Genomic DNA, 10,379 nt, shown 5'->3' on the forward strand with positions numbered 1-10,379 from the left:
AAAAGGAGGTCCCGCAAAATGCCTGTCACCACCTGCGTCTTTGATGCCTATGGCACCCTTTTCGACGTCTCCGCAGCCGCTCGGTGCGCCGCAGAGCAACCCGGGCAAGATCAGCTCGCCGAAATCTGGCCTAAGCTTGCTGCCGACTGGCGCATGAAACAGCTTCAATACAGTTGGCTGCGCGCCGTAACCGGACAGTACGTGCCATTTTGGGACGTGACACAAGATGCGCTCGACTGGGCGCTTGAAGCCGCCAACATCGACGATCCGGTTCTGCGCGAAACACTCCTCGCGCTCTATTGGGAGCTTCCGGCTTACAAGGATGCACACGCAGTTCTCGCCACGTTGAAAGCGACGGGGTTCACGACAGCAATCCTCTCGAACGGTTCTCCTGAAATGCTCGATGGTGCCGTCGACTTTTCCGGCACGCGCGAGTCGATTGATACAGTTCTGTCGGTAGAAGAAGTTGGTATCTTTAAGCCCGCGCGCGTCGTCTATGATCTGATTGAAACTCACCTTGGCGCCTCTCCCGATCAGGTACTGTTTATCTCCGCCAACGGCTGGGATGCCGCCGCAGCGGCAGCATACGGCTTCCACACAGCATGGATAAATCGCGCAGGCGAGCCCCTTGACAGGCTCCCGGGAAAACCCGCTCATATCTTGGCAGATCTAATACCTATTCCCGACCTGGCCGGACACCTTTAATGCCAGACTTTCACGCACCCGACGGGACCCGAATTCACTATACCGACGAGGGTAATGGCGCACCAATTCTTGCCCTCGCCGGCCTGACCCGCAACGGCCAGGATTTTGACTATGTCGCACCACATCTATCCACCAAGCGATTGATTCGTATGGATTATAGAGGTCGCGGAAAATCAGCATGGTCCGGAGCGGACACCTACACAATCCCGATCGAGGCAGGTGATGTCATCGCCCTTCTTGATCATCTCGAACTAGGGCAAATCGCTATCTTGGGCACGTCGCGTGGCGGCCTGATCGCGATGCTTCTTGCAGCCTTGGCAAAGCCTCGCCTCATCGGTGTTTGCCTCGTCGATGTTGGTCCCGAATTGGACGCCTCAGGCCTTGAGACCATCAAGGACTACATAGGCAAGAACCCGGTTCAAAAGACGCTTGAGGACGCGGCGATCATGCGCGCGCATCTCCTATCCGGCTTTGAAAATGTCCCAAAATCCCGGTGGAATGAAGAGGCGGAAAGGCACTATATCCAAACGCCCGACGGTCTGGAAATTAACTATGATCCCACGCTACGCGACGCGATCATCTCCGCTGGAACACAGCCCATGCCCGACCTGTGGCCGCTTTTTGACGCGCTCGCTGGGCTACCGATTGCTCTAATCCGTGGTGCAAATTCCGACCTTCTTTCGTCTGAGACTGCAAACGAAATGGCGCGCCGCCGCCCCGACATGATCCGAGCAGAAATCGCTGACCGTGGTCATGTTCCGTTCCTTGACGAACCCGCATCTTTGGAGGCACTCCGCGCATGGCTAACCTTGCTCCCGTAATCTCGGATATTGAAGACGCGGCAATCCGCCTTCGCGGTCACGCCTGTCGCACGCCCCTTCTAAATGCGCCACTTTTGGATGCGGATTTGGGCCGCCGCGTCTTCGTAAAAGCAGAATGTCTCCAAAAGACCGGCTCCTTCAAATACCGCGGCGCACGCAATGCTGTCGCGGCATTAAGCGATGCCCAACGCGCCGCCGGAGTCATCGCGTTTTCGTCGGGAAATCATGCCCAAGGCGTCGCCTTGGCCGCGCGTGAAATGGGATCGAAAGCCGTCATCATCATGCCCGCAGACGCGCCAGAATTAAAAATCGCTAACACACGCGCTCTCGGCGCCGAAGTCATTCTCTACGACCGAGACACAGAAGATCGCGACGAAATCGGAGGCCGGCTCTCTGGCGACCGCGGGCTGACTTTGATTAAGCCATTCGACAATCCCCAGGTCATCGCAGGTCAGGGAACAACCGGCCTCGAAATCGCGGAACAGGCGGCCGCGGCGGGCCTCAACAGCGCCGATGTTCTGATCTGCTGCGGCGGCGGCGGTCTGACCTCCGGCATCGCAATCGCTCTTGCGGGCAAAGCCCCCGCATTGAAGCCCTACACGGTGGAGCCTGAAGAATTCGACGATGTAGCGCGCTCATTGGCCACCGGTGTGATCCAAACCAATACGCGCCGCTCCGGATCACTCTGCGATGCTATCGTCACACCAAGCCCCGGCCAGATCACGTTCCCCATTATGGCGGCTCACTGCGGCCCCGGAATTGTCGTTTCCGAAGAGGACGCTTTGCGCGCCATGGCGATCGCGTTCAACCGGCTGAAGATTGTTCTGGAACCCGGCGGAGCTGTGGCACTTGCAGCCGCCCTTTTTCATCGAACCGACACCAAAGATGTCATCGCGGTTGCCTCAGGCGGAAATGTAGACGCGCCCCTCTTTCGTATGGCATTGGAGAAATATGGTTAACAACGGAGAGCCCAAATGCTGATTGCCGATCTCGACGGTCTTAAAACTCATTACCGCGACGACGGCGACCCGCATGGCCGTCCTGTTGTCTTCGCCAACTCTCTTGGAACCGATTTGCGGCTCTGGGATAAAGTCGTGGAAGGCCTTCCACAAGGCTTGCGCCTCATCCGGTATGACATGCGCGGTCACGGCCTGACCGACGCGTTAGCACCGCCTTATTCGATGGGTGCCTTAATATCGGACGCCGAAGCGCTCTTGGATCATCTCGCCGTGCGTGATTGCGTATTTGTCGGGCTGTCTATCGGTGGCATGGTCGCCCAAGGTCTTGCGGTAAAACGCATGGATCAGGTCCGCGCCATGGTTCTGTCCAACACCGCAGCAAAAATTGGCACTGTGCAAACATGGCAAAACCGAATTGACGCCGTGGCAAACGACGGACTTGAGGCAATCGCAGACACCGTTATGGCACTTTGGTTTTCGTCGAAATTCCGAAAAACCGCCGAGGTCAGTGCCTGGCGCTCGATGCTGACCCGGCAACCTCTGGAAGGCTATATTGGCTGCGTGGCCGCAATTGCAGGCACCGACTTTTACACCACAACAGCCGGCCTGACCTTGCCGACTCTCGCGATCGCGGGAAGCGAAGACGGCTCTACCCCCCCCGACCTTGTGCGCGAGACTGCCACTTTGGTGAAGGGCTCATCGTTTCACTTAATCCGGAGTGCCGGTCACCTTCCGTGTGTCGACAAATCGGGCGAATACGTCGAAATCTTAACGACTTTCCTTAAGGACATTGGCCACATTTGAGGAAACCCTGAGACACCGCGGTCAACCTCCCTTCCCGGCCAGCATTTCCTACCCTATCAAAGCGCAACTCCTCTCCCGAAAGCCCTGTATGCGCCTGCCCCTGATCTTCGTCATCGCAACCACCGTGATCGATTCCATGGGCATCGGCCTGATCTTGCCGGTGTTGCCGTCGCTTCTGCGCGAAGTGGCCGATATCCCGCTTGCCGACGCTGCCCTTTACGGAGGCGTCCTCGTCACCGCTTTCGCCTTTATGCAGTTTATCTTCGGTCCGATCATCGGCGCGCTTTCCGACCGCTATGGTCGCCGCCCGATCATGCTGATCTCGCTACTCGTCATGGCGCTGGACTACATTGTCATGGCGCTGGCGGGCGCATTCTGGATCCTGTTGGTCGGTCGCATGATTGGCGGTGTCGCCGCCGCCACCCAATCTACGGCCTATGCGTTCATGGCCGATATCTCGAAGCCTGAAGAAAAAGCAGCACGCTTCGGCATAATCGGCGCGGCCTTCGGCATGGGCTTCGTTTTCGGCCCCCTGCTTGGCGGCCTTCTCGCTGAATTCGGCACCCGCGCGCCCTTCTATGCCGCCGCTGCCCTCGCCGCACTTAACCTCGTCTTTGGCTATTTTGTCATGCCCGAGACCCTCAAGGACGAAAACCGCCGGCCGCTGTCGCTGGCCCGCGCCAACCCGTTCGGAGCCTTCAAAAACGTCTCTGCAAGTCCGCTTTTGCGCCGCCTCCTTGTTCTTTTCTTCCTCTATCAGGTCGCCTTCATGGTCTACCCCTCGATCTGGGCCTACTATACCGAGGCCCGCTTTGGCTGGGAGCCTCGAATGATCGGCCTCTCGCTCGCCGCATTCGGCATCGCCATGGCCATCGTGCAAGGCGGTCTCATCCGCTACATCCTGCGCTGGCTCGGAGACCGCGGCACAATTCTTTATGGGCTCGCCTTCAACTTCTTCGCCTTTATCATCCTCGCCTTTGTTGAAAGCGGGTTCCTCGCAATCATATTTATCCCCCTCACAGCACTCGGAGCCGTCGTCACCCCCGCCGTGCAAGGAATGATGTCGCGCGCCACATCCGACAATAGCCAGGGCGAGCTGCAAGGCGTGTTATCATCGACCTCTGCCCTCGCCACAATAATCTCACCGCTTATCATGACGCAAATTTTCGCAGCCTTTGCCCGCGAAGACGCCGCCTACTTCCTGCCCGGCGCACCGTTTCTTTTGTCTATGGTACTCATGGTCCTCTGCGCAGTCGTCTTCCTCGCCACGCCGCGCGCCCAAACCGCCTGACATAGGTCGCATTTAACCCGTTTTCCGCCATCCAAAGTCGATTTCTGACGCGAAGCCTGCCGCTCAATCGCCACCCTGACCAAAACCACTAACCAAGGCCACTACCCATGCAACAAATCCGCGCCGCCGTCTGTTTCGAGTTTGGCAAGCCGCTCGCAATCGAAACCGTCCACCTCGCCGCCCCGGCGGGCCGTGCCATCGAGGTTACTCTGAAAGCCTGCGCCATCTGCCACTCAGACATAACCTACGCAGACGGCCACTGGGGCGGCACGCTCCCTGCAGTTTACGGCCACGAAGCCGCAGGATACATCAGCGCCCTTGGCCCCGACGCCACCGGCCAGACAATCGGCGACCGTGTGATCGTAACACTGATCCGCTCCTGTGGCACCTGCCCAACCTGTAGCGCGGGCAAACCCGTGATCTGCGAGCGTCCCATGGGTCCGGCACCCCTCGCACTGCCCGATGGCACTCCCATCGAACAGGCCATGTACTGCGGAGCATTCGCCGAAAAAGTCGTGGTTGACCAAAGCCAGATAGCTCCGATCCCCGACGCGATTGACTTCGATGTCGCCTCTCTTTTGTCGTGCGGCGTGATCACCGGTGTCGGAGCGGTCGTGAATACAGCAAGGCTTCAAGCCGGCGAAGACGTCGTCGTCATCGGCGCGGGCGGCGTCGGACTAAACGCAATTCAGGGCGCCGCCATCGCTGGCGCCCGCCGTATCGTCGCTGTTGATCTTTCAGAAGAGAAACTCACCGACGCCAAAGCCTTCGGCGCCACCGACGGCATCCTCGCGACAGACCCGGCGCCCTGGGATCGCTTGCGCGAGATCACCGGTCGCGGCGCCGACGCCGTCTTTGTCAGCGTCGGCGTTCCCGCCGTGTATTCAACCGCGCCGAACTATCTGGCGCCTGGTGGTCGCCTCGTCATGGTCGGTATGCCCCCGACCGGAGCAGCCTCTTCCTTTGAGCCCGGCAACTTCGCAGCAGCCTGCCAATCCATGGTCGGCTCTAAAATGGGCAATACCGTACTGGCCCGCGATATCCCTTGGCTCGTGGACCTCTACCTTCAGGGGCGCCTCAAGCTTGACGAATTAATCTCCCGCCGCTGGTCCCTTGATCAGATCAACGAGGCCATCGCCGATACCAAATCCGGTGCCGCACGCCGCAACGTGATTATCTTCGGCCAAAAAAAGGAATAGGCGCCTAAGATCATGTCTCTACGCGGCCCTCTTCACCCCTTTTCAAAATACCTGTTAGCCGAACACGGAAAATCTACCAAATTGGCTGCAAATCACCGCACGTTGTATGAAAGAATTCCGTTTTCTCGAATATGCATCGGCATAATACCGATACAAATACCGACGTTGTGCTCTCAGCGCTAACGCCAAAGATTAGAGGTGATTCACGCCAATCCCGCAAAAGACCGGCAACACCCACCGCCCGAAGCATTAACTCCCCGTCAAAGCCTTTCGCCGTCCCATTCGTACAAAACGACGCTTTCCGTCTCGTGCGCCCCAAGGCTGCGGTACAACTCGCGTGCAGCATGGTTGTCGTGCTCGGTCGCGACCCAGATGCTCTCACACCCCCGGTCCCGTGCCAGATCGACGATCCGCTTCATCAACCGCGAAGCAATCCCGTGGCGCTGATACGCCTCGTGCACGCCCACCTCATTGATAAAAAACGAGAACGGCTGATCCGGATGCATAATCACAGTTCCGCTCGCAAAGCCAATGACTTCGCCCTGATCCAAAGCCACAACAATCTCGTTCACACGCGTCGCCAAAAACCCGTAAGCTCGGGAAGGATCAATCGGATTGTCAAACGTGCCTTCACGAACGCGTTCAAGAATATGCACGTCCTCTGGACCGAGGTTGCGAATGGTGATTGGGTTCATCTGAAGCAACTCTCATACGACCAAAGACAGGGCCAAGTCATTGAAACTCAGCGATCTTGACATCATCGTCACCGCTCCGCCAGCCCCGGGATGGGGGGGGCGCTATTGGATCCTCGTCAAACTGACAACCGACACAGGCATCACCGGCTGGGGAGAGTGTTACGCCTCGGCTGTCGGCCCCGAGGCGATGAAAGCAGTGATCACCGATGTCTTTGCCCGCCACATGGCCGGTGAAAGCCCCGAAAACATTGAATTAATGTTCCGTCGCGCCTACTCGAGCGGCTTCACCCAACGCCCCGATCCTACCGTGATCGGCGCGTTTTCAGGGCTTGAAATCGCGTGCTGGGACATCCTCGGCAAAGACCGTGGCCGCCCCGTCTGGGCGCTTCTCGGTGGCCGTATGAATGACCGCATCCGCGCCTACACATACCTCTACCCGCTCGCCCATCACCCCTTGCCCGCATTCTGGGGCAACGCCGACATGGCGGCAGAAAGCGCAATTGCCCTTGTCGAACAAGGCTATACCGCCGTCAAATTCGACCCCGCAGGCCCCTACACCCTGCGCGGCGGTCACCAACCCTCGCTGCACGACATCGACACTTCCGCCGCCTTCTGCCGCACCATCCGCGACGCCGTCGGCCCGCGTGCTGACCTTCTCTTTGGCACCCACGGCCAGTTCACAACGGGCGGCGCAATCCGCATGGCCAAGGCGATCGAGCCCTATAATCCGCTGTGGTTCGAAGAGCCAGTCCCCCCCGACAACGTCGCCTCCATGGCCGAGGTCGCCCGTGCGACGTCGATCACCGTTTCAACCGGTGAACGCCTTACCACAAAGGCCGAGTTCGCCGCAGTTCTTCAAGCCGGAGCGGCAAATATCCTGCAACCCGCCTTAGGCCGTTCCGGCGGTATCTGGGAGACAAAAAAGATCGCAGCCATCGCCGAAACCTACAACGCGCAAATCGCGCCACATCTCTATGCAGGTCCCGTTGAGTGGGCGGCAAACGTCCATCTTGCTATGTCGATCCCAAATCTTCTGATGACCGAAACCATTGAAACCGACTTTCACAAGGCGCTGATCGGGAATACGATTTCTGTCGAGAACGGCTACATCGAAGCTCCCACAGCGCCCGGTCTCGGAATCGAGGTAGACGAGGCCCTCGCCCGCGCGCATCCCCTTATCGACGATGGCCTTCACCTCGAAATGCAGGAAGCTCCAATCAGCTACGCGGCCCCCAACATTTTTGAAGGCGGCGCGCCGTCGAAGCCTGAAAACTAACCCGGCAACGATGCAGTGCGATCGTATTATCTACGTCATCAAACCAAGCTACACGCCCTTGCTCCTAGACAAATGCTGCGCGGCACATCCGCGCCCGAAGGGGTGGAAAACAGCATCTTAAAGAAAGGCAGCCGAAACTACGCATCGAACGGTTTTCGGTGAGCGCCATTTGAAAACGGTCACTCACTTTCAAAACATCCCGAAAGGTGTCATCGGACTTGCATGGCTGGCCGAAGTAACCCCGACACAACATACTGGTGACAGTTCAAAGGCGTCTGGAAAGCAAATATATGTTACCAAAGTATTTTTCTCCAACTGGCGGCCATCCGGGTCAAGAACAGCTATTGACCGACCGGGCTGTGTTCACGGATGCCTATGCGGTTATTCCCAAAGGCACGATGCGCGATATTGTGACCAGCTTCCTTCCATTTTGGTCGAAGACCCGACTTTGGGTCCTGTCACGGCCTCTCAGTGGCTTTGCCGAAACGTTCTCGCAATACATCATGGAAGTCGCGCCCGGCGGAGGTTCTGACCGCCCCGAAACCCAATCAGGTGTCGAAAGCGTTCTGTTTGTTGTCGAAGGACAGATGCGCCTGACCGTCGACGGAGCCACCTACGAGCTTTCTCCCGGCGGTTACGCATTTCTGCCGCCTGACGCCGTCTGGACACTGCACAATACCTCACAAGCCGTCAGTCGGTTCCACTGGATCAGAAAGACCTACGAGGCCGTTGAAGGACTGCCCCATCCCGAAACGATCGTGACCAACGAACAAGACGTCGCGCCGACGGTCATGCCCGAAACGGATGGGAAATGGGCAACGACCCGCTTTGTGGACCCAACAGACCTTCGTCACGACATGCACGTCACGATCGTGACCTTTGAACCCGGAGCAATCATTCCGTTCCTCGAAACCCATGTCATGGAACACGGCCTCTATGTTCTTGAAGGCAAGGCCGTCTACCGCCTCAATCAAGACTGGGTCGAAGTGGAAGCGGGTGACTATATGTGGCTGCGCGCCTTTTGCCCTCAAGCCTGCTATGCGGGTGGTCCAGGCCAGTTCCGATACCTTCTCTACAAAGACGTCAACCGCCACATGAAACTGTGATTGATCGCCGTTGTTTTAATCGTGATCACTGAAGAGACGTGTCGCTCGGTTGATCTTGCGACACGTCCAGCGTGCGTTGAACAAAGCGGGAAGCTGACACCCAGCGCCCCAGCCAAAACAATTCCTAGCGCAATCCCGGAAGACACTGGCCCGCCCTTGCGCGAAGCATGCCGCCCTATGGTCCCAAACACGAGGTAAAACAGCACCAGAACGGGCGCGATCATGATGAGAAAAAAACAGCCCCTCAAAATCCAGCGCCACGGCATTGCCAAGTGACACCAATAAACTGACGCGCAAGCCAAGACGCCGCAAAATGAGGCGTCCGTTGTCAAAACCGCGTCCGCAAGCATGTAAGGCACGGCCCCAAGCATCCTTGCCACGATGATCCAGACGCGCTGAGCCGTCGGCCAAAAATTTGTGGCATATCGGTCAAGGACAACACCGAACAAGATGCACCAAACCAGAAGCGCCAATAAGGACGCCTAAGTGGTTCGGCCCAAATTCGAAGCAGAACAAGCCGGATGCCACCAAAACTCAACAGATGCAGCCCGAGATACTCAGCCACGAGAACCGGCAAGGTATTGAGATTGACGGCCCCTGCAATAAGAGGGATCGCAACGGTCGGCGCGAGACAAAAGATCGCTATTTGACGACCAGACAGCGCGCAACTGGGAATCACGCCTCGGCAAGAGCCCGGCTACGCTTCGAAACATCACCATCAAACCAGCAAGCAATCCTATAATTGCAAACCCGGTCGGCAGGATCGTGACGTCAGACGTGCGCCCGTAAGCGCCGTCCAGCCAGGCACCGCTTCACCGCGGCCCACACGGCTCTGCAAAATCGATACGTGCTCTGTGAACGGGGCTGCAATGGCCCGGCGCACTATCGCACCGTCACTTACGGCTTCGCCTTCAAACGCGTCTGCGTCGACCATCCTCAACGCATCCACCGCAAACGCCCGCAGTCCAGGCTCCCACGCGCCGGTCACCAGTGGCAGGTTTTCGGGCGTGGTCCGATCGACGATCTGCGAAAGTGCCGAGATCAACACAACAGGGCCAACATCCTTTCGAGACGCTGCCACACGAACCAAGATGTCCGTCGCCATTGAGTGACCTCGTAGCGCATAGGGCTCATTGTCCTTGGCCAAAGCGCCGATGACGTCTGAAGCTTGCTCCACCAGAAGTCGGGTCGTTCCGTCAACCAAATTAACGTCGCCAGACATGGGCACCGGATGCCGTCCGTGCCCCATAAATTCAAAAGCGAATACTCTGTATCCCGCACGCGCAAGTGGCAGTGCATAGCCCTGCATCATCTGCTGAGACCCCGCAAAGCCATGGGCCACAAACACAGTGGGACCATCCGCACCCGGCTTGGCATATAGTGTGTCCGGCGTTTGCCCGATATTAGACTGTGAAATAGTGATGTCGCTGCACGCTGCTTCCAATATCCAAACCGAAATCAAGATCACAGCAAACGCCAAGATCGCTCTCACCGGAAAGCTCGGCGAGCGATATTGCAGCGGC

At 57.9% G+C, this 10,379-nt stretch carries 11 protein-coding genes; 8 read left to right on the forward strand and 3 right to left on the reverse strand.

Annotated elements, in window-relative coordinates:
• Window positions 1-18 precede the first annotated feature (18 nt).
• From AC221Y_RS14630 to AC221Y_RS14655, 6 genes are all read left to right on the forward strand, one after another.
• Complete coding sequence (locus tag AC221Y_RS14630; protein WP_486707601.1) at window positions 19-705, forward strand: haloacid dehalogenase type II; 687 nt, start codon at window positions 19-21, stop codon at window positions 703-705.
• Window positions 705-1,526: an alpha/beta fold hydrolase gene (locus AC221Y_RS14635; RefSeq protein ID WP_486707602.1), complete on the forward strand. Its 822-nt coding sequence runs from the start codon at window positions 705-707 to the stop codon at window positions 1,524-1,526. The genes AC221Y_RS14630 and AC221Y_RS14635 overlap by 1 nt, the downstream gene beginning before the upstream one ends.
• Window positions 1,505-2,485, forward strand: coding sequence for a threonine ammonia-lyase (locus tag AC221Y_RS14640; RefSeq protein ID WP_486707603.1), 981 nt, complete (start codon window positions 1,505-1,507; stop codon window positions 2,483-2,485). The genes AC221Y_RS14635 and AC221Y_RS14640 overlap by 22 nt, the downstream gene beginning before the upstream one ends.
• Window positions 2,486-2,500: 15 nt before the next feature.
• A complete protein-coding gene (pcaD, locus tag AC221Y_RS14645; RefSeq protein WP_299757925.1) occupies window positions 2,501-3,289 on the forward strand; it encodes a 3-oxoadipate enol-lactonase in 789 nt (262 codons plus the stop codon).
• Between the two features lie 88 nt (window positions 3,290-3,377).
• Window positions 3,378-4,580 carry a TCR/Tet family MFS transporter gene (locus AC221Y_RS14650; RefSeq protein WP_486707604.1) on the forward strand — a complete coding sequence of 401 codons (1,203 nt, stop codon included), beginning with the start codon at window positions 3,378-3,380 and terminating at the stop codon, window positions 4,578-4,580.
• A gap of 107 nt (window positions 4,581-4,687) precedes the next feature.
• Window positions 4,688-5,779 (forward strand): zinc-binding dehydrogenase, encoded by a 1,092-nt coding sequence (locus tag AC221Y_RS14655; RefSeq protein WP_486707605.1) that lies wholly within the window; start codon window positions 4,688-4,690, stop codon window positions 5,777-5,779.
• Window positions 5,780-6,039: 260 nt separating this feature from the next.
• Here the strand turns inward: AC221Y_RS14655 and AC221Y_RS14660 are convergent, their stop codons facing one another.
• Window positions 6,040-6,474, reverse strand: coding sequence for a GNAT family N-acetyltransferase (locus AC221Y_RS14660; protein ID WP_299757932.1), 435 nt, complete (start codon window positions 6,472-6,474; stop codon window positions 6,040-6,042).
• Between the two features lie 40 nt (window positions 6,475-6,514).
• Here AC221Y_RS14660 and AC221Y_RS14665 point away from each other — a divergent pair, with 40 nt between their 5' ends.
• Entirely contained in the window at window positions 6,515-7,750 is a 1,236-nt protein-coding gene (locus AC221Y_RS14665) for a mandelate racemase/muconate lactonizing enzyme family protein (protein WP_486707606.1), read from the forward strand.
• 290 nt (window positions 7,751-8,040) lie between these two features.
• Entirely contained in the window at window positions 8,041-8,856 is an 816-nt protein-coding gene (locus AC221Y_RS14670) for a bifunctional allantoicase/(S)-ureidoglycine aminohydrolase (protein WP_299757937.1), read from the forward strand.
• On the opposite strand, the gene AC221Y_RS14675 is transcribed toward AC221Y_RS14670, so the two are convergent.
• Both AC221Y_RS14675 and AC221Y_RS14680 read right to left on the reverse strand, forming a co-directional pair.
• Window positions 8,823-9,329 carry a hypothetical protein gene (locus AC221Y_RS14675; RefSeq protein ID WP_486707607.1) on the reverse strand — a complete coding sequence of 169 codons (507 nt, stop codon included), beginning with the start codon at window positions 9,327-9,329 and terminating at the stop codon, window positions 8,823-8,825. The genes AC221Y_RS14670 and AC221Y_RS14675 overlap by 34 nt on opposite strands.
• A 263-nt stretch (window positions 9,330-9,592) precedes the next feature.
• Window positions 9,593-10,379: alpha/beta hydrolase (locus AC221Y_RS14680; protein WP_486707608.1), on the reverse strand; the 787-nt coding region annotated here is incomplete at its 5' end.

The sequence above is a fragment of the Boseongicola sp. genome (genome assembly GCF_057460485.1).